Consider the following 22,737-nt stretch of genomic DNA (forward strand, 5'->3'; position numbering starts at 1 on the left):
CCTCTTCGTCGCGGTCGCCGCCCTCGGCCTGGGCCTCGGGATCGGCCAGCCCATCACGATGTCCTGGCTGATCGAGCGCACCCTCCGCCGACCGCCCGGCCGAGGACTCCGCCCCGCGCCGCCACCGCCCCATGCTCGCCACCGCCGGACGCCGCGGGGAGGTGGACCCCTGGGCCGCGATCGAGATGAAGTGGGACGGCTACCGCGCGCTCGTGCGGGTGCAGGGCGGCACCGCGACCCTCACGAGCCGCAACGGCAACGACCTGACCGCCGCGTTCCCCGACCTGCTCGCCCCGCTCGCCGAGGCCGCCGCCGACGCCGTGCTCGACGGCGAGATCGTCGCTCTCGACGCTCGCGGGCGCCCCGACTTCGGTGCCCTGCAGACCCGAGGCGGGCTGACGAAGCCGCGCGAGATCGAGGCGGCCGCCCGGTCCACTCCGGTGCACCTGATGGTCTTCGACCTGCTCGAGCGCGCAGGAGAGGACCTGACCGGGAGCGATTACGACACCCGTCGCGCGGCACTGGTCGAGCTCGTCGCCGAGAACGAGCGCGTGCACGTCCCGTCCGTGTTCGACGGCGACCTGGAGGAGGCGATGGCCACCAGCCGCACCCTCGGGCTCGAGGGCGTGGTCGCCAAGCGCCGCGACTCGCGCTACCAGGAGGGCAGCCGCTCGCGCGACTGGATCAAGCTGACCCACCACCGGCTGCAGGAGGTCGTGATCGTGGGCTGGCGCGAGGGCGAGGGCGGTCTGCAGGGCTCGGTCGGGGCGCTGCTGACCGCGATCCCCGGCGAGGACGGGCTCGCCTACTCCGGCCGGGTCGGGACCGGCTTCAGCGATCGCGAGCGCCGCGGCCTGGTCGACCGGCTGACCGAGCACGCGACGGACGAGCCGGCCGTGTCCGTGCCGCCGCTCGAGTCGCGCGGCGTGCGCTGGGTGTCGCCCGTCCTGGTCGGCGAGGTCCGCTACCGCGAGCGGACCGCCTCCGGCACCCTGCGCCAGCCGGTCTGGCGCGGCTGGCGCGCCGACAAGGCCGCCGAGGACGTCCGCGTGGAGGAGCCGGGGAGCTGACCCTCCCGCGTCCCGGCCGAGGTGCCCGGGAATGCGGCTGGCGCGGCCGATCCGCAGCGTTCTCGGGCACCTCAGTCCAGGCGCACCCCGCGCAGGAGGAGGAGGGTCGCGCCGACCGCGGCGCCGGTGCCGATGAGGACGCCGCCCGCTCCGGCCGCCGCCGCGAGGACGCCGAGGAGGCTGGGCAGGGCGATCAGCCCGAGGCGGTTCCCGGCCAGGCGCAGCGCGAGGGCGCGGCCGTGGCGGTCGGCGGGGGTGCGCTCGATCAGCCAGGACATCGTGATGGGCTGGCCGATCCCGAGGCCCAGGCCGAGGGCGGCGACCGCGACGAAGAGGAGCACGGTCGGCGCGGGCAGGGCCACCAGCACCAGGCAGAGCGCCGAGATCAGGATGCCGCCCATCATCACCCGGGTGCGCCCGAGCCGGGCGGTGGCCGCGCCGAGGAGGAGGCGCGAGGCCATCGACGCGAGCGCGCGCACGGTGAGCAGGGCCCCGACGACGCCCGCCGGGAGTCCGCGCTCGGCGCCGAGGGCGGGGAGGTACACGACGGTCAGGTCGACGGCGGCGACGACGGTCGCGCTGGTCAGCAGGGCGCGCGCGAGGCCCGGCACCCGGAGGAGCCCGAGCGTCGAGCCCGGAGCCGTCTCCTCCTCCGCCGCGGGTCCGCGCGGGGACGGGCTGCGGATCCCCGCCGTCGAGACGAGCAGCAGCACCGCGAGGATCCCGCCCACGAGGAACAGCGGTGCCGGGTCGGGCCGCACCGAGCCGCCCGCGAGCACAGGGATGAACGCGGGCCCGATCGCCTGCCCGAGCGACGCGGCGAACGTGTAGTAGCCGAAGCGGCTGTCGAGCCGCGTGCCTCCGGTGCCGCCCGCGACGACGGTCTGCTGCCCGACCACGCAGCCCAGATGCCCCGCGCCGAGCAGGGCGATGCCGACCAGCAGCCCCGCGACGCTCCCGCCCGCCAGGAGCAGCACCGTGGCCGCTCCCACCGCGACGAGGGAGCCGACCGCCATCACGGCCCGGGCGCCGACCCGGTCGACCAGCCCGCCCGTCGGCAGCGCGATCAGCAGCGGCACCAGCGCGAAGGAGGCGCCGAGCGCACCGAGCGCCCAGGACGGCACGTCGAGCTGGATCGCCTGGTAGACGGCGGCGGGCCGCAGCAGGAACGCGACGGCCTGGATGAGCACGGCGTGCGCGAGCAGGGAGGGAGTCGCCAGGCGGTCCCGCACGCGCGCTCCTCCCCGTGGCGCCCGGCTGAGCACCCGCTCCTCCATCCTCCTCCCCTCCCGCCGTCGCCGAGTCGCCCGAGGGTCCGCTCGAGCCCGGCGGCGGGAGCACGAGGGCAGAACCCTCCCGGTCCGTCCTCGTACGCGGGTCGTCCCCGCGCGCGGGCATGCCCCCCCTTTTGCGGACTGGTCAAGACCCATACACGTATGGTCAAGTATCGAAAGCGCAGGAACGAGCGGATCGGGACTGCGCACCGGGGACACGCCGGGACCGACCGCGCTCACGCGTCGGCCGCGATCCCGGCGTGCCTCCTTTCCGAGACGCGGGCACCGCGTCCCGGCGGTACCCGGACCACGAGGAGGAGAGAACATGAACAGAGACCATCGAGAGACCGCCGCCCGCGGCGGACTCGCGGCGCTCCTGGCGTGCGCTCTGGTCGCTGCAAGCGTCGCCCCGGCGCACGCGGCGCCGTCGGCGCTCCCCGACGCCGCGGTCAGCGCTCACGACGGCGCGACCAGCACTGCAGAAGCCGCGGTCAGCGCTGTCGACGCCGCGACCACTCCGCCCACTGCCGGCACTCTCGGCGACGCAGCGACCGTCGACCTCCCGTCGACCAGCAGGGAGCCCCTCACCATCACGGCGGAGGACGCGCCCACACTGTCCATCCGGCTGCCCGCCGGAGACGGAGCCGTCGCGGGGTCGACCGAGCACCCGGGAGTCCGCGTCTACGACAACGGCGACGGCTCGACGACCGTGCCCGTGGTGGCAGGCAGCACCGTGCGCATCCACACCGTGCTGCGCGACCGGACCGCGCCCGAGGAGTACCCCTACGCGGTGAGCATCGGCACGGGATCGTCGCTGTCCCTGACCGACGACGGTGGAGCGGTCGTCCTCGATCCGGCGGGGCAACCGCACTACCGGTTCGCGCCGCCCTGGGCGGTCGACGCAACGGGAGCGGCAGTCCCCACCTCCTACTCGGTGAGCGGGACGACGCTCCTGCAGCACGTCGACCTCTCCTCGGCCGGCATCGTCTTCCCTGTCGTCGCCGACCCCCAGCCGGTCCTCTGGCCGGGAGGGACGGGCGTCCGCTTCGACCGCGCCGAGACGCGGGCGATCGCCGACTCCGGCGACGCGAGCAGCGCCGCCGCGACCCTCTGCGGCCTGATCGGCTCCGCTCCGGGAGCTGTCGCGTGCGGCCTCGGCGCCGCGCTGGTCCTGCGGACCAAGATCCAGCCCTTCAAGGACGCCGCGAGCAACGGCCGCTGCAGCCAGATCAACATCCCCTACGGAACCGGTCCGGCACTCTGGTTCACGTACGAAGTCGACTGCTGAGAGGAGCCGTCGTGACCGCCACCACGAAGGACCTGCTGACCGCGCTCGCCGTCGGCGCCTGCTTCCTCGTGATCGCCGTGCTGGTCGGGCTCCAGCTTCCGACGCTGGTGCTCTTCCCGGTCGCCGCGTTCCTTCTCTTCTGGGGAGCGCAGACCTGGCGTCGTCGCCACTGACCCGCCCGGGAAGGCTCGTCTCCCGCCTCGAGAACCAGCCTTCCCGGGCGTCTCAGCGGCGGACGTCTCCAGCCGAGTCGTCTCCGCGCGGGGTCGGCAGCGCGTGCGCGGGCAGCGTGCCCAGCCGGTGCCGGCCGCGGAGGAGGAACCAGGCCAGGCCGACGCCGACGACCGCGACGATCACCACGACCGCGCTCCAGCGCAGCTCCGCCCCGTAGACCTCGACGCGCGGCCACGCGAGGTCCACCGTCATGGCCGCGCCCCAGAGCACCGCGACGACGTTCACCGGCAGGCCCGCACGACCGAGCGAGAAGCGCCCGGGCGCGGCTGCGGGCCACCGGCCGCGGAGCCGCGCGATCAGCAGCGGCACCGTCACCAGCAGGTAGGCCAGGTAGATGAGGATGACCGCCACACTCGTCACGGCCGTGAAGATCGCCGGAGTGCCGATGTTGACCACCAGGATCAGCACCGCGAGCGCCCCGACGACGAGCGCCGGCGCCACCGGTGTCCCCCGCCGCGGGTCGACGCGGGCGAGCACGCGGCTGCCGGGCAGGGCGTTGTCGCGCGCCATCGCGAAGATCAGACGGATGCCCGCCGTGTGCACCGCCAGCGCGCACACCGTGATCGCGACGACCACGCAGAGCAGGAAGACCGTTCCGAGGGGGCCGCCGAGCACCTGCAGCACGATCCGCTGCAGCCCGCCCGACGCCTGCCCGAGCGCCGGGTCGGCGAGGTCGGGCGCCGAGAGGATCCCCAGCAGCAGGATGAGGCCCCCGAGGACGAAGGAGGCGGTCACCGCCCGCAGGATCGCCGTCGGCGCGGTCCGGCGCGGGTCGACCGTCTCCTCGCCGAGCGAGCCCGCGGTGTCGAACCCGTACATCACGTACGCCGACGCGATCGCGGCGATGAGGAACGCGCCGGCGTACCCGCCCGGGGTGCTCCCGCCGTAGCCGCTGGTGTCGAGCAGCACGGTCGGCGGATGCACCACGTTCACTGCGAGCACCGCCACCAGCAGCACCGCCGCGATCAGCTCGATCAGCACGCCGATGCTGTTGATCCGGGCCATCAGCCGCACGCCGCGCGCGTTGACCGCAGTGGTGAACGCGATCAGCAGGGCGCCCCAGATCACCGCGCTCACCCCCGAGGAGCCGCTGAGCTGGAACACGCTCCAGATCTGCGGGAGCGTCGCCTGGTACGCCAGCACGACGGCCGCGAGCGTCACCACGGAGGCGGTGGCCATCAGCCAGCCCGCAAGCCAGCTCACCGCAGGCCCCGCCAGGCGCTTGCTCCAGTTGTAGACGGAGCCGGCGACCGGGTAGCGGGCGGCGAGCTCGGCGAAGCACAGAGCCACCATGAGCTGGCCGGCGAACACGATCGGCCAGGACCACCAGTAGGCGGGACCGCCGAGCGCGAAGCCGAAGGAGAAGAGCTGGAACGTGCCCGTCAGGATCGAGATGTAGCTCACGCCCGCGGCGAAACTGCCGAAGCGGCCGATCCCGCGGGTGAGGGAGGGGCGGTACCCGAACTCGGCGGTCCCGTCGTCGACGTCCTCGGTGGCGCTCATCGGGCTCCCCCTCGCGGGCGCGCTCGTCGCACCGAGGTCAGGATGCCAGCCGCCGCCCGGCCGCACGACTCCCCCGTCCCGGGCGTCACGCCCCGCGGGCGCTCCCGGTCGAGCGGACCGCGTCAGCCGTGCGCAGCGAGCCGGGTGCGCTGCGGCACCAGGAGCTCGAGCAGCTCCTCGACCCCGTCGACGCGCTGCGGCTCGACCGGGTGTCCGGGACCGCACGGCTTGTAGGCGGGCGGATCGACGTTGAGGACGTGCCCGACCGCTCGCCCCTTCTCCCAGACGGTGAGGAGGAACGCGCCGTCGCGCTCGTCGGGAGCGCCGATCTCGAAGACCCGCCCGCGCACGATCGCGCACTGCGGCTCTTTGCGCGCGAGGCGCACCCAGAAGGGATGGTCTCCGGTCATCGTGCCCGTCCTCCCCGGCCGACCCGCGGCCGTGCCCGTAGCGGTCGACCGGTGATCGTGTCGTCGGCGACCCGCAGGGCCACGGTACGTCCGCCTCCCCTCAGCCGATCAGGGGGTTCACTGCGGAGCCTCGCAGTGGTAGCGGGCGCCGGCCGCACCCGGGTCCGCGCCACGGGGAACCCCTAGTCAGCATGCGGATCCTCGTAGTCGACGTCGCTGGTCAGCTCGCCGTCGCCGGGCTGCACGGGATGCTCGCCGGTGAGCGCGTCGATCCGCCGGCGCAGCCGCGCCACCTCCTCCGAGTTGTCGGGCTCGGGCAGGTCGCTCGGCGTGGTCTCGATGACGAGGGCGGCAGCGGCGTTCACGAGGAAGGTGGCGTCGACCGTCCCGCCGTCGGCGCCGATCCCGGTGTACTCGACGGTGTCGGCCGCGCCCTTCGCGGCGAGGGCGACGGCGTACTCCACGAGCGCATCGGCCGCCTCGTCCCCCACCAGGATCGTCTTGTCGGCGAAGAGGATGTGCTTCATGCCGTTCATGCTCGGCAGCGCCGGCCGCGTGGGGGGAGGAGGTTGACAGAGAGGCGTGCTCGTCGGGAGACCTGGACAGATCGAGCAGAGAACGGCGACGCGGGTTGTCGGATCCCTCCGGTCTGCGGGACGGTGGAGGCAACGGCGGTGCCTGCGACCGGAGATCAGGGGCTGGAGACGCCGATGGGGAAGCTGCACTACGACGGAACCGTCGAGATCGACTTCGAGGACCGCGTGCTCGCGCACCTGCAGATCGTCATCACCGCGAAGCTGCGCCGCAACGAGTCGTTCCTGCTCAGCTGGCGGGACGACCACAGCATGGGCGACGGCCGCAGCGCGATCTGGATCCACCCCTCCCACGCGCTCCGCTACAAGTACTTCGGCGGCCGGATGCCCCGCATCAACCCCGCCTGGATCTCCGCGCTCACCGACCTCGCGAACTCGGCGGGCGGGCTGTACGTCATCTCGGAGCCCGCCGAACCGGTGCGCCCCCCGGTGAAGGGCGACCAGCTGTGAAGCGCATCGACCTGATCTACGACGGCACCGCGTACACGGTCAACAACAGGAGCCTCGAGGAGTTCCGCGCCGAGGTGGAGGCCGCACTCGCCTCCCCGACCCCGCAGTGGCTGACGGTCAACTACGGCGAGGGACGCGCGAACCCGGCGCTCCTGCTCATCACGCCGCACACCCCGCTGTCGATCATCACGAACGACTTCGACGATCTCAACGCCGAGCACGAGTAGCGGCGGTCCCCCGAGAGGTCAACCACGTCGTCCGGTCGATCCGCGCCCCGTACCGTCGGGCAGGACCTCGTCGACGTCGTGCGCGGACCCCGCACGGCGATACTCGATCGACACCGCCCGCGCCCCGGCGCGCAGAACAACGGCCGCGGAGACCCGGCCAGGAGCCGTGATGACAGACCCCGCCTTCGCCGTCCTCGACGACCTCATCGCCGCCCTCGAGCGTCCCGGCTCGATCGACCCTGGCCTGAGCCGCTCCGTCGCCGTGCAGGCCGCCGTCCTCCGGCTTCAGCCGTCCCGCACCGCGCACCGTCCGCGCCCGACGAGCCGCTTCACCGGCCGTCGCCTCGTGCGCCCGGGCAGCGCCGCGAGGCGGGCTCCCGCCCGACACCGCGTCGTCGTCCCCGCCGGTCCGGCCGAGCGTCGCGCCGCGCGGGGCCGTCGGCTAAAACGGGCGCGGTGACGAACCCCGACGCTCTCTGCGACCCGTATCTGCGCGGGTACCCGATCGACGGCGTCGCGATCTCCACGCTCGGCGGGCCGTTCGGCGGCGAGACCGTCGCGGCGAGCGACAGCACCGCGAGCCGGCTCGACGAGATCCAGATCGACCTCGGCGAGGGTCCGTGCTGGGAGGCGATCCGCGCGGCCGGCCCCGTCTCCGTGCCGGACACCGGCGCGGAGGAGCGCTGGCCGCTCTTCACCGAGGCCGTCGCCTCCACGGCGGTGCGCGCGGTCTTCGCCTTCCCGCTCTCGATCGCGGGGCTCTCGATCGGCGCGGTCGACCTCTACTCCCGCCGGCCCACGTCGCTCAGCGACTCCCTCCTCGGCCGGATCAGCGCCTCGACCACCGCGACGGCGCTGCTGGTGCTGGCCGCGGTGCTGCGCGACAACGAGGTCGAGGAGAGCACGAATCCGCGCTCGCGACGCGTGGTGCACCAAGCGACCGGCATGATCATCGCGCGCTACGGCAGCACGGCGGAGGAGGCGCAGCTGCTGCTGCGCGCCCACGCCTTCGCCCAGCAGCGCTCCGTCGTCGATGTCGCCTCCGGCATCGTGGCCCGGCACGACGGGTTCCCCGACCGCCCTCTCACCGCCCAGGACGACACATGGTGACGAACTCCCGCGAGCGCAGCGTCATCCAGACGTTCGTCGCCCTCTCCGACACGCTGGTCGACGACTACGACGTCGTCGACTTCACGCAGACCCTCGTGGAGAGCAGCGCGACCCTCTTCGACGCCGTCTCGGCGGGGCTCGTCCTCGCCGACTCCACCGGCTCCCTCGAGGTGCTCGCCTCCACGGACGAGGACACCCGGCTGATCGAGCTGCTCCAGCTCGACAGCGGGTCGGGCCCGTGCATCCAGTGCTTCGAGACCGGGCGTCCGGTCGTCGTCGAGGACGCCCGTGCCGTGGGCGAGGAGTGGGCGGAGTTCCGGACGCTGGCGGTCGAGCTGGACGTGCTCTCGGCGCACTGCGTGCCGATGCGCTCGGCGGGGACGACGATCGGCTCCCTCAACCTCTTCCAGGCCCGGCCGGGGCGGCTCGATGCGGACGACATCGCGGTCGTGCAGGCGTTCGCCGACGTCGCGACGATCGGGATCCTGCACCAGCGTGCGCTCCAGCGGAGCACCGTCACCCAGGAGCAGCTGCAGCACGCCCTCGACAGCCGGGTGCTGATCGAGCAGGCGAAGGGGATCCTCGCCTACGCCCACCGCACCACGGTCGAGCAGGCCTTCGAGGTGCTGCGGGTCCGCGCGCGAGCGACGTCGACTCCGATCACGACGCTCGCCCAGGCGATCATCCGCGACTACCGGCGCTGACGCTCCGGGCCGGCGGAGCAGGAGCGGGGTGGATCCGCGCACGCGGCGCCCGGCAGCGCCGGGGCTCGGAGCTCAGTACTCGTTCTCGAGCTCCCACGTCGCGCGGGGATCGACGTCCGAGGCGGGCACAGGACCACCGGCGCCGTCGAGCGCCCCGAGGCGCTCGAGGATCTCGTCGCTCGACTCCGCCGCCGCGCTTCCGCTGCCCGCGACCGCCAGGGGGACGCCGAGCCCGACGGTGAGCGTCACGACGGAGGAGGGGGCCGAGTCGTCGGCGACGCTGACCGTGCTCATCCGGTGCTGCTGCGCGAGCGCGAGCGAGTAGCGGACGACGGCGTCGGCGGTCGCGTCGTCGAGGGAGAGGGAGCCACCGGTGTGGAAGAGCGTCGTCATGGTCAAGTCCTCGCAGGGCAGGCGGATGGGCATGGTTCCGTCACCGGGGGCCAGGATGCGGTGCGTTCACGCTACGCCCTGGGCGCTCGCGGAGGCAGGTCTTGCGCCGGGTCGGGCCCCTGACGCATGGTTCGCTCTCGACGCAGAAGCGATTCCCCCATGGCTCTGAGGCGGCACACATGTTAACGTGAACACACCCGTCGGGCCTCTCGGCTCGGCGCATCCCTCCCCTGAAGGAAAGGTCTCGACGATGAGACGACGCTCCCCGGAGCCCCCTGCCGCCGCGCCTCGGCGCCGCGTGCGATCCCTCTTCCTCTCCGCCCTCGCCTGCACGAGCGTCGCCCTCACCGGCGCGCTCGTCCCCGTCTCGGCGCAGGCCGTCGACGTCCCGGCGCCCACGGCGCACTACGACATGTCGCACGCAGGCTCCGCCCTGCTCGACATCTCGGGCAACGGACGCAACGCCACCCTGACCGGCCTCACTGACGCCTCCTTCGCGAACGCCGGCGGCGACCAGGTCGCCCGGTTCAAGAACGACGGCTACGCGAGCCTCCCCCAGGGCCTGGTCACCGGAGCCGACAACGCGTTCGCCGTCGAATACACGGTGAAGACGCAGACCACCGCCAACCAGTTCGGCTGGGTCATCGGCGACGGCGTCGGCCCGTGGAACACCACGCAGCTCGGCAACCACGTCTTCGTGAACCCGCGCAACCCCGACGGCTCGCCCAGCGGGCAGGTCCTCGCGGGCATCCGCGTCAAGGAGCCCACGAACAACGGCGAGACCCGCATGCCCTTCGGCGGCACGCTCAACCCCGGATTCACGACGCTCACGCTCGTCGGCACCGGCACCGGCTCGAACACCGTCCTCACGCTCTACCGCGACGGCACGCAGATCTCGACGGCGAACACGGCGAAGTCGATGGCGAGCATCGTCCCGACCGGATCCACGCTCGGCTACCTCGGGCGCTCGCTCTACACCGGAGACGCCCTGGTGACCGCCGACGTCACCGACGTGAAGTTCTGGGACACCTCCCTCACCGCCGAGCAGGTCGCCTCGAGCATGCCGACCGCCGACGCGAAGGCGTCCGCGACCTCCGCCCTGCTGCGCTCGGACATCCAGCCCGTCCTGCTGGCCGGCAACCCGTCGCTGACCCAGGTCTCCTCGAACCTGACGCTGCCCGCCTCCAGCAGCGGCGTCCCGCTCACCTGGACCTCCTCGAACAGCGCGGTCGTCTCGACCACCGGCGTCGTCTCGCGCACGATCGCGCAGAACACCCCGGTGACTCTGACGGCGACCACCGCTCAGGGCGCGACGATCGCCTTCGACGTCGTCGTGCTCGCCCCGAGCATCAACGACGACCTCGACGCGCTGAAGCTCGCCACGCGCACGACCGAGAACCTCCCCCTCGCGGTGAAGGGCGCCAAGAACGGCACCGACATCACCTGGACCTCGTCCGACCCGGCGCTCGTCACCCCGACGAACACGTCCTACGCCGCTCCGGCGGTCGGCGCGGCCGACCCGTACCGCGGCGGCGGCGTCGTCACCCGGCCGGCCTACGGCTCCGGGGACAGGACCGTCACCCTCACCGCGAAGGCGACGCTCAACGGAGTCACCGAGACGCGCGCCTTCACCCTGACCGTCGCCGAGCTCGGCCGCACCGCTCCCGACGCGGGCTACGCCTCGGCGTACTTCAAGTCGGACGGCGACGAGAAGATCTACCAGGCCGCGACCTCGGGCAACGACTTCTTCACCTTCTCGCCGGTCAACGGCGGCAAGGCGGTCATCACCTCGACGACCGACACGAAGGGCCTGCGCGACCCGTTCATCCTCCGCTCGCACAACGGCGACAAGTACTACATGGTCGCCACCGATCTCTGCATCTCCTGCGGCACGAACTGGGGCGACGCCCAGTCCACGGGTAGCCTGAAGATCGAGGTCTGGGAGTCGACCGACCTGGTGCAGTGGACCCGCACCAACGGCGCCGACACCGGCATCACGGTCAACCAGCCGGCCGCCGGCATGACCTGGGCGCCCGAGGCGTACTGGGACGACGCGCTGCAGTCCTACGTCGTGTTCTTCTCCTCGCGCCTGTACTCCGACGCGACGAAGACCAACAACGACAAGCTCTACTCCCGTGTCTTCTCCGTGATCACCCGCGACTTCCGCACCTTCACCGCTCCCCCCGCCACCTGGCAGGACACGGGCTACGCGCGGATCGACTCCACGATCACGAAGATCGGCGACTACTACTACCGCTTCACCAAGAACGAGGAGGGCGGCGCCGCCGGCATCCTGGAGGCCGGGAAGGACATCTTCCTCGAGAAGTCGAAGGTCCTGACCGCCGGGACGACCTCCTCGAACTGGAGCGCCGACCCGAACACCACCTGGCAGCTCACCGACACCCGGATGACCTCGCTCGAGACCGGCCAGGCCGGCGAGGGACCCGAGATCATCAAGCTGAACGCGGGCGACCCGAACGACACCACCGGCACGGGCGACGGCTACGCCTTCCTCGTCGACAACTACGGCGACGGCGGCTACAAGGCCTTCCTCACCTCCGGAGCGGCGATCGCCGGCAGCTCGCAGACGAACCGCCTCTCGCAGTCGGCCGACTGGAACGTCTCGCCCAAGAGCCGCGCCGGCCTCCCGACCAGCCCGCGGCACGGCGCGTTCGTGAGCGTCCCGCAGACGGTCCTCACCGCCATGAAGAACTGGACCGGCGTCACCGCCGTCGACTCCACCACGACCCTCACCGCCGACGGCCGCACCGTCACGGCGACGGTCGTGGCGGCCGACAAGGGCGACGTCGTCGGCTCGGTCACCTTCACCGGCGGCTCGTGGACCTCGACCGTCCCGCTCTCCGGCGGCTCCGCGAGCGTCTCGGTCCCGGCGGGCGTGACCGGTGTCACGGCCTCCTACACCGGGTACGCGGACAAGCTGGTGCGCACGTCGGTCTCGGCCGCCGTCCCGCTGGACACCCTCGAGCTCGCCCCCGCCGCCACGACGCGCTGCGTCGCCGGCAAGGTCGTGCTCACGGTGACCGTGAAGAACGCCGACACCGCTGCCGCGGACGTCACGATCGCCTCGGCCTACGGGTCGAAGTCGTTCACTGCGGTCGCGCCCGGCTCCTCGGCCTCCGCCGCCTTCACCACCCGCCTGGCCTCGATGCCGGCCGGCACGGTGACGGTGACCGGGTCGGCGACCGGCCAGCCCGCATTCACGGCGACGGTCCCCGTGGCCGCCGCGCGCTGCTGACGCACTGACGACGAAGGGCCCCCTCCTGCGCTCGCGCGGGAGGGGGCCCTTCGTCGTTCCCGCGAGATGCCGCTCCGGTGCGCCTGAGTCGGCGTGTCGCGGGAGTGGCGTCTCGCGAGCGGGTCAGACGGTGGGAGCGAGGAGGTCCGCGTGGTGGACGGCCGCCACGTTCGGGTGGGCGCGGAGCCGGTAGCGCAGCGCGTTCTCGCCGTAGGTCTCGAGGATCGGCGCGTTCGTCGGATCGACCGAGAGACCGGACTTGAGCTCCTCGGGCAGCGGGAGCGAGGGCATGGTCGCCGAGAGCGCGGGATTGAAGAAGAACGGGATCGAGATCCGGTCCGTCCCGATCAGCGGCGAGATGACGCGGTGCAGCGTGGCCTTGAGGTAGCCGCCGGTGGCGAGCTCCAGCATCTCGCCGATGTTGACGACGAACGCGCCCTCCATGGCCGGCGCCTCGATCCACGAGCCGTCGTGCTCGACCTGCAGACCGCCCTTGCCGGGCTCGACCAGCAGCAGCGTCAGCACGCCGCCGTCGCGGTGCGCGCCCACGCCCTGCTTGGGCTCCGGGTCGGAGGTGCCCGGGTAGCGGACGACCTTCACCAGCGAGAACGGCCGCTCGGCGAACGCCTCGTCGAACACGTCCTCCGGGGCGTCGAGGGCGACGGCCCAGGTGCGCAGCAGGCGGATGGCGACCGCCGCGAGCTCCGCGTGCCAGCGCTCGAAGACCTCGCGGAACTCCGGCAGCGCCTCGGGCCAGAGGTTCGGCCCCTCGAGGCGCTCGAAGTCGGCGACGCCGGGCCCGGCGGGAACGGCCGGGCGGTCGATGCCGATGTCGACCTGCTCGCGGTAGTCGACGTCGCCGTTGGTGAGCTCGGCGCCGAAGCGGGTGTAGCCCCGGAACTGCGGGCTGAGGGTGTTCTCGATCGCGAGCTTCTCCTCCTCCGGCAGGTCGAAGAAGCGGCGGGAGACGGCGACGACGTCGTCGAGGAGGTCCTGGGGCACGCCGTGGCCGACGAGGTAGAAGAAGCCCACGTCGTGCGTGGTCTCCCGGAGGTCCCGGCGGAAGGCGGCGGCCTCCGCCTCCCCCTGGTCGAGGCGGGACAGGTCGAGGATCGGCAGGGAATCGGTCATGCACCGACTCTCGCGCACGAACCTGCACAGAAGTCGATTGTTACGACAACCAAAACGACGGGCCCCGCCACGGCGCGGAGAACGTTCCTCCGCGCCGCGACCGGGCCCGCCGTGAGCGCCGAGTGTTACGGCGTGGGCATGCCGCCGTTGACGTGCAGCGTCTCGCCGACGACGTAGCTCGACTCCGGGGAGGCGAGGAACACGTAGGCGGGAGCGAGCTCGGCCGGCTGGCCCCAGCGTCCGAGCGGCGTCTGCGAGCCGACCTCGGGCAGCTTGTCCGACGGCTGGCCGCCCGCGGTCTGCAGGGGCGTCCAGATCGGACCCGGAGCGACGACGTTCACGCGGATGCCCTTGGGCGCGAGCTGCTGCGCGAGCGCCTTCGAGAACGTGTTGATCGTGGCCTTGGTGCTGGCGTAGTCGACCAGCATCGGCGACGGCTGGTAGGCCTGGATCGACGAGGTGCTGATGATCGCGGAGCCCGGGGCGAGGTGCGGCACGGCCGCCTTGGTCATCCAGAACATCGCGTAGACGTTGGTCTTGAAGGTCTCGTCGAACTGCTCGTCCGAGAGCTCGAGGAAGTCCTCGACGTGCTGCTGCTTGCCCGCGTTGTTGACGAGGATGTCCAGTCCGCCCAGGCCCTCGACGGCCTTCGCGACGGCGCCGACGGCGAAGTCGTGGTCGGTGATGTCGCCGGAGATGGCGACGGCGGTGCGGCCGGCCTCCTCGATCAGCGCGACGACCTTCTTCGCGTCGGACTCCTCCTCGGGGAGGTAGATGATCGCGACGTCGGCGCCCTCGCGGGCGTAGGCGATGGCGACGGCCGCGCCGATGCCCGAGTCGCCTCCGGTGACGAGCGCCTTGCGCCCGGTGAGGCGGCCGGAGCCGCGGTAGGTCGACTCGCCGCGGTCGGCGGGGTCGTCCATCTCCGAGTCGAGGCCGGAGCCCTCCTGGTACTGGGCCTCCGTGTCGATGTGGGCGAACATCGCGGTCGGGTCTTGGAACGTGTACTGGTCGTTCTGCGGAGTCTGGTCGTTCTGCGAAGTCATGTCTCGACGCTAGGCGCGCGGGATCCGCGGCCGCGCGTGCTTGACAGCCCCGATCCGCCAGGACACAGGAGGCCTTCAGGAGCCGCGGAGCCCCCCGGATCGGGGAGAATGGTGCAGTGACCCGCGACGACTCCCTGTCCTTCGACACCACGGCGCCGCTCCCCGGCTGGCAGCACGCCTACTCCGGCAAGGTGCGCGACCTCTACACCCCCGACGACGCCGACCCCGTGCTCGGCGCCGACCGCATGCTCGTGGTCGCCAGCGACCGGGTCAGCGCGTTCGACGCGGTCCTCGAGCCCGGCATCCCCGGCAAGGGCGAGTTGCTGACCACGCTCTCCCTCTGGTGGTTCGCACAGCTCTCCGACGTCCCCAACCACCTGATCCCGGGCGCGATCCCGGAGGCGGTCCGCGGCCGGTCGATGCTGGTGAGGACGCTCGACATGTTCCCGATCGAGTGCGTCGTGCGCGGCTACCTCTCCGGCAGCGGCTGGAAGGAGTACCAGGAGACGGGCTCCGTCTGCGGCGTCCCGCTCCCCGAGGGCCTCCAGGACGGCGACCCGCTCCCCGAGCCGATCTACACCCCGGCGTGGAAGGCCCCGCAGGGCGAGCACGACGAGAACATCACCTTCGAGCGCACGGTCGAGATCGTCGGGGAGGAGGCCGCGGAGGCGCTGCGCACCCTCTCGCTCGCCGTCTTCCGCGAGGCGTCCACCATCGCCCTGGCCCGCGGCGTGCTGCTGGCCGACACCAAGTTCGAGTTCGGGGTCGACCGCGGGACCGGAGTCGTCACCCTCGGCGACGAGGTCCTCACGAGCGACTCCTCCCGCTACTGGGACGCCGACGACTACGACGCCGGCATCCGCGGCCGCTCGTTCGACAAGCAGATCGTGCGCGACTGGCTCGCCGACAACTGGGACGGCCAGGGCCTCCCGCCGACCCTCCCGTCCGAGATCGTCGAGCGCACGGCCGCGCGCTACCGCGAGCTCATCGAGCGCCTCACGCGCTGAGGCACCGGTACGACCTGTGGACGATCACCACCCTCGCGTCCGGCTGGAGGCCCGCGGCGAGGATCCGGACGAGGCGCGGCACAGCCTCGCGCGGCTCTACAACGGCGACGAGTGGCGCGCCGCCACCACCGCGGCCGACTTCAGCTACCGCTACGCGGCCATCGGCGACGGCGGGATGACCCTCCGCACCTCGCGGATGTCCGGGCGCCTCGCGGGCGGCGTGGGCGACTCGGACGACGTCGTCGTGCAGTGGATCGTGGGCGGCTCCGGCCGGATCGACGTCGGCCGCGCCTCGATCGCGATGGAGGAGAACCGTCCCGTCCTCTTCCCCGTCGGCCGGCCGTTCGCCTTCGACTACGTCGACTTCGACCAGCGCCTGGTGCACCTCGACCGGGGAGTGGTCGACCGGGTCGCCGCCGAGCGCGGCCTCGTCGGCTCCCTCGTCTTCGACTCCGAGCACCGCCCCGACGCCGCGGCGATCCGCCGCTGGCGCACGGCCGTCGCCGACTCCGCCCGCGCGCTGCGCAGCGAGCGCGTCGAGCCGCTGCTCTGGGACGAGCTCACCCGTGCCACGGCCTCCGCGCTGCTCGACCTCTACCCTCCGGAGTCCGCTCCGGTCCCGCCCGAGCTCCTCGCCCCCCGGAACGCACGGATCCGCACGGCCGTCGAGTACGTGCACGCCCACTGCAGCGAGCCGATCGGCCCCGCCGAGATGGCGGCGGCGTCGGGCCTGACCGTCCGGGGCCTGCAGTCCGCGTTCCAGCGGGTGCTCGGGATGCGCCCGATCGCCTACCTGCGCCTGGTGCGGCTCGACCGCGCCCGGGAGGAGCTCGCCGTGAGTCCGCCCCTCGGGACGACGGTCGCCGCCGTCGCCCGGCACTGGGGCTTCGGGAACGCGGGCCGCTTCAGCGCGGCCTACGCGGAGCGATTCGGCGAGTCGCCGAGCGCCACGCTGCAGCGCTGATCAGTCGACGAGCTCGGGCGGCGGCTGCCCCTCGAGGATGCGGCTGAGGCCGTCGAGCAGCACCGCGACGGTCGCGGCCTCCGATTCGGGCACCTTCGCGACCATCGCGCGGATCTGCTCGTAGGTCGGGTCGTCGGTGCCGACGATGGCCTTCTGCGCGCGCTCCGTCAGGCAGAGGATGCGGCCGCGGCCGTCGGACGGGTCGGGAGTGCGGTCCACGTAGCCGGCGCGGGCGAGGCGGTCGACGAGGAGGGAGACGGCCGCCGTCGTGATCGACAGGGCCGCGGACAGGTCGACGGCGCGGACGATCTCGTCGCGCCGCTCCCCGACCCCGATCAGCCGCAGGGCCGCGAGATCCGTGGCGCCGATGCCCAGGCGGCGCTCCACGCGGCCGTCGTAGTCGCGCTCCGCCGTGCGCAATCGCGTGAGCAGAGCGAACAGGTCTGGCCGAGCGTCCATCGAGGTGCACCTTCCGAGCGGCAGGCGCCCCGGACGGGAACTCGCTGCCCCCATCGAACCACTTCTCCGGCGATCGGACGGCGTGTGTCCCGAAAGCGCAGTCGGCGCCGAGACTGTTAGTCAACCGACTTAGCAATACCTAGTGTCGACGGTGCGGCACGCCTTCCGTGCGCCGCCGACGGTGAGGAGGTGCGCGCGATGGGACGACTGCTCTACGGCGCACCCGCCAGCTCGCACTCCTTCGAGGACCGCGCCCTGGCCCACCTCCAGACCGTGATCACCTCGCGGTTCCGCCGCGGCGAGGGCTTCCTGCTGACGATCGAGGACGCCGAGGGCCGCCGGTCCGAGCTGTGGCTGCACCCTGGCATCCCGACCCGCTACGAGTACGACGGCACCGCCTCGATCGAGCTCAACCCGCACTGGCTGCGCGAGCTCTCGAACGCCTCCAACGGCCGCCTCGGTCTCCACCTCCTCCCCGAACCCTCGTCGCCCGACGACCTCTCCGTGAAGAAGATCCCCGCATGAGCGACCACAACGGCACACTGTTCCGTCGCGGAGGCACCGTCCGCTTCGTCCGCTGGATCTCGTCCCGCGACGGCGGCTGGGCCCCCGAGATCGTGCAGGGGCGCTACCTCGAGCGCGACGACCGCGGCTGGCTGGTCGAGATCGAGGGCACCCCGACGGTCCTCGCGAAGGACGACTGGGCCGTCTACCGCTGACCGGCCGTGCGCTCGGCGTACTGTTGAGCGGGTGCGTTCCCGTGATCGCCGCGGCATCACCTCGGCTCCCCTCCTCCTGACGACCATCGGAACGACGAGCCTCGTCTTCCTCTGCGCGTTCGAGTCGCTCGCCGTGACGACGATCATGCCGATCGTCAGCGCCGACCTCGACGGTCGCGCCCTCTACCCCCTGGCCTTCGCGGCGACGCTCGCCGCCGCCGTGGTCGGGATGGTCGCGGCCGGCTCCTCCGCCGACCGCCGCGGCCCGACGCCGTCGCTCGTGGTCGCGATCCTGCTCTTCACCCTGGGTCTCGTCGCCGCGGGCGCCGCCCAGTCGATGCCGGTCTTCGTGGCGGCCCGCCTGCTGCAGGGGCTGGGCAGCGGAGGGATCACCGTCACCCTCTACGTGCTCGTCGCGCGGGTCTACCCGAGCGAGCTGCATCCGCGGATCTTCGGCGCCTTCGCCGCGGCCTGGGTCGTGCCGTCGCTGGTGGGGCCGCTGGTGGCCGGAGTCGTCGCCGAGCTCGCGAGCTGGCACTGGGTCTTCTTCGGAGTCGTCGCCCTGGTGGCCCTCGCGAGCGCCGCGATCGCGCCCACCCTCCGTGCGCTCGAGCCGCGCGAGCGCCTCCCCTTCGACCGCCGGGCAGTGGGCCGCATCGCCCGCGCCGTGGTCGTCTCGGCCGGAGTCGTCGTGCTGAGCACGAGCGCCGAGCTCGCGCCCGACCTCGCCGGGCTCCTGGCCGCGGCCGCCGTGGTGGTCGTGGTCGTGGCCGTCCGCGCGCTCCTGCCCGCCGGCACACTGCGCGCGCGGGGCGTCCTGCCGTCGGTGATCCTCCTCCGAGCCCTCGTCGCCGCGGCGTTCTTCGGCACCGAGGTCTACCTGCCGCTGCTGCTCTCGGAGCAGTACGGCCTTCCGCCCTGGCTCTCGGGTGCCATGCTCACCGCGGGCGCCGTCTCCTGGGCTCTCGGTTCGAACCTCCAGGGACGCCCGGGCACCCGGCTGAGCCACGGCGGAGCGATGCGGCTCGGCACGTCGCTCGTGCTCGCCGGCATCGGCGTCGTGCTGCTCGTCACCCTGCTCGCGCTCAGCCCGGTCGTCGCGGGCGTGGGCTGGTTCCTCGCCGGCGGCGGCATGGGCACGATGTTCCCGCGGATGGGGACGATGACGCTCGCGCTCTCCGCTCCGGGCCGGGAGGGCTTCAACAGTTCGGCCCTGCAGATCGCCGACTCGACCGGCGCCTCGGTCTCCCTCGCGCTGACGGGCCTCCTGGCGGCGGCGGTCACCGGGCTGATCGGAGCCGGGACCGGGGTCTTCGCCGCGACCTTCTCGTACGCCGCGCTGATCGCGATCGTCGCGGTCGGCCTGGCCGGCCGGCTCGACGGGCTCCTGCGCCGCGAGGGACGCCGGGAGCCCGCCGGGCGCGCTCAGCTGTAGAGCGACTCCGGCACGTCGAGGCCGTAGATCGCGCGGCCGGACGACCAGATCACCGAGCAGGCGGCCCGGAGCAGATCGGTCGCGTCGTCGCCGGCGTCCACGATCACCACGGAGTCGCCGTCGAGGCGGACCTTGGCGCCGCGGACGGCGTGAACGCCGTTCCGCGAGACGGTCGTCGCCGGATAGGGCAGGTGCAGCTCGCGCAGGTCGCTGAGGATGTACGTCGGCCGGAGCTTGGGCTCCGCCGCGAGGAGCTGCTTGGCCCGGTCGATCCCGGTGAGCACGTGGGCGCTCTCCATGTCGGCGCCGTTCGCGCCGGCGATGTCGGTGTCGAGCCGGTCGCCGAGGAACAACGGGTTGGCCGAGCCGAAGCGTGCGGTCGCCGCGTCGAAGATCGCACGCTCGGGCTTGCCCGCGACGACCGGCAGACGGCCGACCGCGGTGTGCACGGCCGAGACGAGGGTCCCGTTGCCCGGCGCGATGCCGCGGGCGACGGGGATCGTCCAGTCGGTGTTCGTCGCGACCCACGGGATCCCCGTGTGGAGCGCGAACGAGGCCTCGGCCAGCTGCTCCCAGCCCACCGTGGGCGCGAAGCCCTGGATGACCGCCGCCGGCGAGTCCTCCGCACTGCGCGTCACCGTGAAGCCCGCGCGCTCGACCTCGGAGGTGAGGCCCTCCGCTCCGACGACCAGGATCGTCGAGCCGGCCGGCACCAGGTCGGCGAGCAGCACGACGGCCGCCTGCGGAGAGGTGACGACGTCCTCGGGTCGGACGCTCAGCCCCAGCTCGGAGAGGTGCCCGGCGACGGAGGCGTCCGTGCGGGAGGCGTTGTTCGTGATGTAGCCGACGCGCAGCGTCTCGGCCGCTCGGTTGAGGCTCTCCACCGCGAACGGGATCGCGTCGGCGCCCGTGTAGACGACCCCGTCGAGGTCGGCCAGGACGGAGTCGCGGCCGTCGAGCGGAGTGGGCTCAGTCCTGCTGCTGCGGAACATCGGCGTCCTCCTCGGTGGCGTCGGCGGGCGTGGTGGGGCGGGTGCTCGCGACGTGCTCGTCGAAGTCGTCGGAGTCGTCGGTCTCGCGGGCGTCCGGGGAGTCGTCCGTCTCGACGGCGTCGGCGTCGGCGGGCTCGACGGACTCGTCGGCGGTCGGCTCAGCCGAACCGACAGCCTCGTCCGGGTCCGTCTCGGCGAGATCGTCGGACTCGAGGGACTCGTCCGCAGAGGTCGGCTCGTCCGTGTCGACGAGGTCGGCCTCGGCGTGAGCCCTCGCGTCGGCGTCGTCGTCCGCATCCGCGTCGTCGACGACGATCGGGTCGTCCTCGCGCTCGGTGTCGAGGTGCTCGTCCGCGGCGTCGACCGCGGTCTCCCCCACGACACCATCGGGAGCGGATTCGGCGCCGGCCGTCTCGTGCTCCTCCTCGATCACCTCGATCGTCTCGTCGTCGCCGCCGCCCTCGGCCGCGAAGACGGCCTGCGCCGCGATGTCGGCACGGCGCTGCCACTCCGCCGCCTCCTCGGAGCGCCCGACCTCCTCGAGGACGAGTGCGTAGGCGGCGAAGAGATCCGGGCTGTAGGAGAAGGCGCGGTCCGGGTCCAGCTGCGGGATCTCGAGCTCCATGAGGGCGAGCTCCGCCTGGCCGAGGTCGAGACGGGCGCCGGACATGGCGATGGCCAGCGACACCTGCGCGCCGGGGCTCAGCGTGGTGCGGTCGATCGACCGTCCCAGCTCGAGCGCCTTGTCCGGCCGCCCGACTCCGCGCTCGGAGTCGACCATCAGCGGCACCTGCTCGTCCGACCCGGAGATCCGACGGAAGGTCCGCAGCTCGCGCAGCGCCAAAGCGAAGTCGCCCGTCGCGTACGCCGAGATCGCGAGCGACTCGCGGACCACGGCGATGCGTCCCGCGCGGCGGGCCGCCGAGAGCACGTGGCGGTGCGCCAGCTCGGGGTCCTCCTCGAGGAGGCGGCCGGCCATCACCAGGTGACGAGCGACCCATTCGGCGTTGTCCTTCGAGAGCGTGCGCAGTTCGTTGCGGGCGACCTTGTCGAGGTCCTTGGGCTGCACGTCGTTCGGAAGGTCCGGGTCGTCGTGGCGCGGGCGCACCGATTGGAGGGAGCGCCGCTCGCGCTCCTCCTCGGTGAGTTCCGGCTCCTCGCGGGGGCCGCCGCGTCCGCCGCCGAAGCCCTCGCGTCCGCGTCCGCCGCCCTGACGGTCTCCGCCGCCGCGCCGATCGTCCGACCACGGGCGGCTTCCACCGTCGCGCGAGCCACCGCGGTACGGAGGACGGGAATCACCATCACGCTGCGGACGCGAATCGCCACCGCGGTAGGGAGGACGGGAATCACCATCACGCTGCGGACGAGAATCTCCACCACCGCGATAAGGAGGACGAGAGTCACCGTCACGCTGCGGGCGGGAATCTCCACCACCACGGTACGGAGGACGGGAATCACCATCGCGCTGCGGGCGGGAGTCGCCACCGCGGTAGGGAGGGCGAGAGTCACCGTCACGCTGCGGACGAGAGTCGCCACCACCACGGTACGGAGGACGGGAGTCACCGTCACGCTGCGGACGAGAGTCGCCACCACCGCGATAAGGAGGACGCGAGTCACCATCGCGCTGCGGACGGGAATCGCCACCGCGGTAGGGAGGACGAGAGCCACCATCACGCTGCGGACGCGAGTCGCCGCCACCGCGGTACGGAGGACGCGAGTCACCATCGCGCTGCGGACGGGAATCGCCACCGCGGTAGGGAGGACGAGAGCCACCATCACGCTGCGGACGCGAGTCACCATCACGCTGCGGACGAGAGTCGCCACCACCGCGATAAGGAGGACGCGAGTCACCATCGCGCTGCGGACGGGAATCGCCACCGCGGTACGGAGGACGCGAGCCACCATCACGCTGCGGACGCGAGTCACCATCACGCTGCGGACGAGAGTCGCCGCCACCGCGGTACGGAGGACGCGAGTCACCGTCACGCTGCGGACGAGAGTCGCCACCACCGCGATACGGAGGGCGGGAGTCACCATCACGCTGCGGACGCGAATCGCCGCCACCACGATACGGAGGACGAGCATCACCATCGCGGCGGGGGCGGGAGTCGCCCGAGCCACCGCGGTCGTTCGAGGAGCGGTCGGAGCCGCCGGCACGGGGCGGGCGCTCGTCACGCCGTCCGGAGTCCCGGTCGTTGCGGTCGGATCCTGAGTCGTCCATGCGTTCCTCGCCTGTCGTGGTGATGCTCTGTGGAGTTGACCCGCCCGAGGGCGAGGAGGACGGCCGCAGCCGTCGCACCACCCTAACCCGCACCGCGCTCCAGCGAGCAGCGAGGATCAGAGGTGGTGGTTAAACAGCGATGGCCACCCATTTCTGGGTGGCCATCGTGAATGGTGTCCGGCGGTGTCCTACTCTCCCACAGGGTCCCCCCTGCAGTACCATCGGCGCTGAGAGTCTTAGCTTCCGGGTTC

25 protein-coding genes and 1 rRNA gene are annotated in these 22,737 nt (G+C 72.6%); 15 read left to right on the top strand and 11 right to left on the bottom strand.

From position 1 onward, the window contains the following. Nucleotides 1–131 precede the first annotated feature (131 nt). Nucleotides 132–1,070, top strand: coding sequence for a non-homologous end-joining DNA ligase (gene ligD / locus C5C24_RS15445; protein ID WP_104305394.1), 939 nt, complete (start codon nt 132–134; stop codon nt 1,068–1,070). Nucleotides 1,071–1,141: 71 nt separating this feature from the next. Here ligD and C5C24_RS15450 read toward each other — a convergent pair whose 3' ends face one another. Then, nucleotides 1,142–2,302, bottom strand: coding sequence for an MFS transporter (locus C5C24_RS15450; RefSeq protein ID WP_258065317.1), 1,161 nt, complete (start codon nt 2,300–2,302; stop codon nt 1,142–1,144). A 367-nt stretch (nt 2,303–2,669) separates the two neighbouring features. Between C5C24_RS15450 and C5C24_RS15455 the strand changes: the two genes are divergently transcribed. Both C5C24_RS15455 and C5C24_RS18105 read left to right on the top strand, forming a co-directional pair. Then, complete coding sequence (locus C5C24_RS15455; RefSeq protein ID WP_104277070.1) at nt 2,670–3,632, top strand: hypothetical protein; 963 nt, start codon at nt 2,670–2,672, stop codon at nt 3,630–3,632. 11 nt (nt 3,633–3,643) lie between these two features. Next, entirely contained in the window at nt 3,644–3,805 is a 162-nt protein-coding gene (locus C5C24_RS18105) for a hypothetical protein (protein ID WP_159911972.1), read from the top strand. A 52-nt stretch (nt 3,806–3,857) separates the two neighbouring features. Here the strand turns inward: C5C24_RS18105 and C5C24_RS15460 are convergent, their stop codons facing one another. From C5C24_RS15460 to C5C24_RS15470, 3 genes are all read right to left on the bottom strand, one after another. Continuing rightward, entirely contained in the window at nt 3,858–5,369 is a 1,512-nt protein-coding gene (locus C5C24_RS15460; RefSeq protein ID WP_104305396.1) for an APC family permease, read from the bottom strand. 122 nt (nt 5,370–5,491) lie between these two features. Beyond that, on the bottom strand, nt 5,492–5,779 hold the full coding sequence (locus C5C24_RS18110) for a hypothetical protein (RefSeq protein WP_104281787.1): 288 nt from the start codon (nt 5,777–5,779) through the stop codon (nt 5,492–5,494). A 182-nt stretch (nt 5,780–5,961) separates the two neighbouring features. Next, entirely contained in the window at nt 5,962–6,306 is a 345-nt protein-coding gene (locus C5C24_RS15470) for a hypothetical protein (RefSeq protein ID WP_146082648.1), read from the bottom strand. 147 nt (nt 6,307–6,453) lie between these two features. On the opposite strand from C5C24_RS15470, the gene C5C24_RS15475 reads away from it, so the two are divergent. The 5 genes from C5C24_RS15475 (at nt 6,454) to C5C24_RS15495 (ending at nt 8,863) form a co-directional block, all read left to right on the top strand. Continuing rightward, entirely contained in the window at nt 6,454–6,822 is a 369-nt protein-coding gene (locus tag C5C24_RS15475) for an ATP-dependent DNA ligase (protein ID WP_374955332.1), read from the top strand. Next, entirely contained in the window at nt 6,819–7,049 is a 231-nt protein-coding gene (locus C5C24_RS15480; protein ID WP_104281784.1) for a hypothetical protein, read from the top strand. Before C5C24_RS15475 ends, C5C24_RS15480 begins: the two co-directional genes overlap by 4 nt. Before the next feature lie 169 nt (nt 7,050–7,218). Beyond that, entirely contained in the window at nt 7,219–7,509 is a 291-nt protein-coding gene (locus C5C24_RS15485) for a hypothetical protein (protein WP_104305398.1), read from the top strand. Then, a complete protein-coding gene (locus tag C5C24_RS15490) occupies nt 7,506–8,159 on the top strand; it encodes a GAF and ANTAR domain-containing protein (protein WP_104277077.1) in 654 nt (217 codons plus the stop codon). Before C5C24_RS15485 ends, C5C24_RS15490 begins: the two co-directional genes overlap by 4 nt. Continuing rightward, nucleotides 8,153–8,863: a GAF and ANTAR domain-containing protein gene (locus C5C24_RS15495; protein WP_104281781.1), complete on the top strand. Its 711-nt coding sequence runs from the start codon at nt 8,153–8,155 to the stop codon at nt 8,861–8,863. The genes C5C24_RS15490 and C5C24_RS15495 overlap by 7 nt, the downstream gene beginning before the upstream one ends. A gap of 72 nt (nt 8,864–8,935) precedes the next feature. Here C5C24_RS15495 and C5C24_RS15500 read toward each other — a convergent pair whose 3' ends face one another. After that, the gene (locus C5C24_RS15500; RefSeq protein WP_104305399.1) at nt 8,936–9,256 is read right to left on the bottom strand and encodes a hypothetical protein; all 321 of its coding nucleotides are present in this window, start codon (nt 9,254–9,256) and stop codon (nt 8,936–8,938) included. A 298-nt stretch (nt 9,257–9,554) separates the two neighbouring features. On the opposite strand from C5C24_RS15500, the gene C5C24_RS15505 reads away from it, so the two are divergent. Continuing rightward, nucleotides 9,555–12,512 carry a glycoside hydrolase family 43 protein gene (locus C5C24_RS15505; RefSeq protein WP_258065319.1) on the top strand — a complete coding sequence of 986 codons (2,958 nt, stop codon included), beginning with the start codon at nt 9,555–9,557 and terminating at the stop codon, nt 12,510–12,512. A 123-nt stretch (nt 12,513–12,635) separates the two neighbouring features. On the opposite strand, the gene C5C24_RS15510 is transcribed toward C5C24_RS15505, so the two are convergent. After that, on the bottom strand, nt 12,636–13,643 hold the full coding sequence (locus tag C5C24_RS15510) for an isopenicillin N synthase family oxygenase (protein ID WP_104277080.1): 1,008 nt from the start codon (nt 13,641–13,643) through the stop codon (nt 12,636–12,638). Nucleotides 13,644–13,768: 125 nt separating this feature from the next. After that, complete coding sequence (locus C5C24_RS15515; protein ID WP_104305400.1) at nt 13,769–14,689, bottom strand: glucose 1-dehydrogenase; 921 nt, start codon at nt 14,687–14,689, stop codon at nt 13,769–13,771. A 116-nt stretch (nt 14,690–14,805) separates the two neighbouring features. Here C5C24_RS15515 and C5C24_RS15520 point away from each other — a divergent pair, with 116 nt between their 5' ends. Together C5C24_RS15520 and C5C24_RS15525 are read left to right on the top strand one after the other, a co-directional pair. Next, nucleotides 14,806–15,696 carry a phosphoribosylaminoimidazolesuccinocarboxamide synthase gene (locus C5C24_RS15520; RefSeq protein ID WP_258065320.1) on the top strand — a complete coding sequence of 297 codons (891 nt, stop codon included), beginning with the start codon at nt 14,806–14,808 and terminating at the stop codon, nt 15,694–15,696. Between the two features lie 16 nt (nt 15,697–15,712). Beyond that, nucleotides 15,713–16,660, top strand: a complete 948-nt coding sequence (locus C5C24_RS15525) for a helix-turn-helix domain-containing protein (protein WP_104233810.1) — start codon at nt 15,713–15,715, stop codon at nt 16,658–16,660. Here C5C24_RS15525 and C5C24_RS15530 read toward each other — a convergent pair whose 3' ends face one another. Continuing rightward, entirely contained in the window at nt 16,661–17,119 is a 459-nt protein-coding gene (locus tag C5C24_RS15530; RefSeq protein ID WP_159940166.1) for a MarR family winged helix-turn-helix transcriptional regulator, read from the bottom strand. A 198-nt stretch (nt 17,120–17,317) separates the two neighbouring features. On the opposite strand from C5C24_RS15530, the gene C5C24_RS15535 reads away from it, so the two are divergent. The 3 genes from C5C24_RS15535 to C5C24_RS15545 are packed head-to-tail and all read left to right on the top strand — an operon-like array spanning nt 17,318 to nt 19,273. Further along, nucleotides 17,318–17,644: a hypothetical protein gene (locus tag C5C24_RS15535; RefSeq protein WP_104277083.1), complete on the top strand. Its 327-nt coding sequence runs from the start codon at nt 17,318–17,320 to the stop codon at nt 17,642–17,644. Continuing rightward, on the top strand, nt 17,641–17,838 hold the full coding sequence (locus C5C24_RS15540) for a hypothetical protein (protein ID WP_068256013.1): 198 nt from the start codon (nt 17,641–17,643) through the stop codon (nt 17,836–17,838). Before C5C24_RS15535 ends, C5C24_RS15540 begins: the two co-directional genes overlap by 4 nt. A gap of 31 nt (nt 17,839–17,869) precedes the next feature. Next, entirely contained in the window at nt 17,870–19,273 is a 1,404-nt protein-coding gene (locus C5C24_RS15545) for an MFS transporter (RefSeq protein ID WP_104305401.1), read from the top strand. Here C5C24_RS15545 and C5C24_RS15550 read toward each other — a convergent pair. After that, nucleotides 19,264–20,265, bottom strand: coding sequence for an HAD-IIA family hydrolase (locus tag C5C24_RS15550; protein ID WP_104277085.1), 1,002 nt, complete (start codon nt 20,263–20,265; stop codon nt 19,264–19,266). The genes C5C24_RS15545 and C5C24_RS15550 overlap by 10 nt on opposite strands. After that, a complete protein-coding gene (locus C5C24_RS18495) occupies nt 20,243–21,334 on the bottom strand; it encodes a hypothetical protein (protein WP_181135558.1) in 1,092 nt (363 codons plus the stop codon). The genes C5C24_RS15550 and C5C24_RS18495 overlap by 23 nt, the downstream gene beginning before the upstream one ends. Nucleotides 21,335–21,358: 24 nt before the next feature. Here C5C24_RS18495 and C5C24_RS17725 point away from each other — a divergent pair, with 24 nt between their 5' ends. Continuing rightward, nucleotides 21,359–22,477: a hypothetical protein gene (locus C5C24_RS17725; protein ID WP_146082649.1), complete on the top strand. Its 1,119-nt coding sequence runs from the start codon at nt 21,359–21,361 to the stop codon at nt 22,475–22,477. 184 nt (nt 22,478–22,661) lie between these two features. Here C5C24_RS17725 and rrf read toward each other — a convergent pair. Beyond that, nucleotides 22,662–22,737: ribosomal RNA gene (rrf, locus tag C5C24_RS15565) — 5S ribosomal RNA — on the bottom strand; the annotation flags it as partial.

Origin of the sequence: Rathayibacter sp. AY2B3 (genome assembly GCF_002931755.1) — a bacterium.
GTDB lineage: Bacteria > Actinomycetota > Actinomycetes > Actinomycetales > Microbacteriaceae > Rathayibacter.

Excerpts from the sequence above, each read along its gene's own strand:
- C5C24_RS15470 (WP_146082648.1), bottom strand. The coding sequence starts at position 6,306 with ATGAAGCACATCCTCTTCGCCGACAAGACGATCCTGGTGGGGGACGAG.
- C5C24_RS15550 (WP_104277085.1), bottom strand. The coding sequence starts at position 20,265 with ATGTTCCGCAGCAGCAGGACTGAGCCCACTCCGCTCGACGGCCGCGAC.
- C5C24_RS15460 (WP_104305396.1), bottom strand. The coding sequence starts at position 5,369 with ATGAGCGCCACCGAGGACGTCGACGACGGGACCGCCGAGTTCGGGTAC.
- C5C24_RS15515 (WP_104305400.1), bottom strand. The coding sequence starts at position 14,689 with ATGACTTCGCAGAACGACCAGACTCCGCAGAACGACCAGTACACGTTC.
- C5C24_RS15540 (WP_068256013.1), top strand. The coding sequence starts at position 17,641 with ATGAGCGACCACAACGGCACACTGTTCCGTCGCGGAGGCACCGTCCGC.
- C5C24_RS18110 (WP_104281787.1), bottom strand. The coding sequence starts at position 5,779 with ATGACCGGAGACCATCCCTTCTGGGTGCGCCTCGCGCGCAAAGAGCCG.
- C5C24_RS15530 (WP_159940166.1), bottom strand. The coding sequence starts at position 17,119 with ATGGACGCTCGGCCAGACCTGTTCGCTCTGCTCACGCGATTGCGCACG.
- C5C24_RS15495 (WP_104281781.1), top strand. The coding sequence starts at position 8,153 with ATGGTGACGAACTCCCGCGAGCGCAGCGTCATCCAGACGTTCGTCGCC.
- C5C24_RS15485 (WP_104305398.1), top strand. The coding sequence starts at position 7,219 with ATGACAGACCCCGCCTTCGCCGTCCTCGACGACCTCATCGCCGCCCTC.
- C5C24_RS15455 (WP_104277070.1), top strand. The coding sequence starts at position 2,670 with ATGAACAGAGACCATCGAGAGACCGCCGCCCGCGGCGGACTCGCGGCG.
- ligD (WP_104305394.1), top strand. The coding sequence starts at position 132 with ATGCTCGCCACCGCCGGACGCCGCGGGGAGGTGGACCCCTGGGCCGCG.
- C5C24_RS15500 (WP_104305399.1), bottom strand. The coding sequence starts at position 9,256 with ATGACGACGCTCTTCCACACCGGTGGCTCCCTCTCCCTCGACGACGCG.
- C5C24_RS15535 (WP_104277083.1), top strand. The coding sequence starts at position 17,318 with ATGGGACGACTGCTCTACGGCGCACCCGCCAGCTCGCACTCCTTCGAG.
- C5C24_RS15510 (WP_104277080.1), bottom strand. The coding sequence starts at position 13,643 with ATGACCGATTCCCTGCCGATCCTCGACCTGTCCCGCCTCGACCAGGGG.